This is a genomic window from Caballeronia choica (assembly GCF_001544535.1).
GTDB classification, from domain to species: Bacteria; Pseudomonadota; Gammaproteobacteria; order Burkholderiales; family Burkholderiaceae; genus Caballeronia; species Caballeronia choica.
Genome location: NZ_FCON02000598.1, coordinates 1 through 626, shown reverse-complemented (window position 1 = coordinate 626; position 626 = coordinate 1). Strand labels below are relative to the sequence as shown.

The following is a 626-nucleotide window of genomic DNA, read 5'->3' as shown; positions in this document are numbered from 1 at the left end:
ACGAGATCCGCACCGAGGTCCGAGCTACGTGACATGAGGATTTCACCGACAGGAACATCATCTACTCCGTCGATGTCCGCGATGTCCACCTTGACGCCGTGACGTGCGATGACCGCGGCGATATCCGCGCCCGCAATCCGGCTGCCGAGCGGCTCGCTCTTCATTCCATTGATGGCGACGACAGTTGTCTGTTTTGCCGCCTTGAGAATCGGCAGTGCGTCATGCACGGCTCGCGTGGCTTCACGGCTACCATTCCACGCGATCATCACGCGCTCGCCGATCGCCGGGAAGACGCCGGTGTACGGAATCAACAAAACCGGCCGTCCTGCGGACATCACGAGCGTCTCTGGAAAGTGGTCCCCGATATACGATTCCGGGTCGTTCGGATCGTCCTGACCCGCAACGATCAGGTCCGCACATCTTCCAAGGCGCGATACCTCGGTGTTTGCGTGTCCTTCTACGTCGACCCATTGGCCCGGCACACCCGCGCGGGCCAGTTCCGCATGAAAGAGTCGTTCGAGCGAACCGTGCCGCGCGCTGCGGATCGCATCATGCTTTTCAAAGTACTCGGCTGAACCGGCCATCACATAGAACGAGCGCGGCTCAGGGGTGAAAACCGCGTAGGC

1 protein-coding gene is annotated in these 626 nt (G+C 60.9%); it reads right to left on the bottom strand.

Features of this window, described 5'->3' with window-relative positions; genetic code table 11:
* A partial coding sequence (locus AWB68_RS48740; protein ID WP_087650533.1) for a universal stress protein UspA occupies window positions 1-626 on the bottom strand: 626 nt, incomplete at both ends.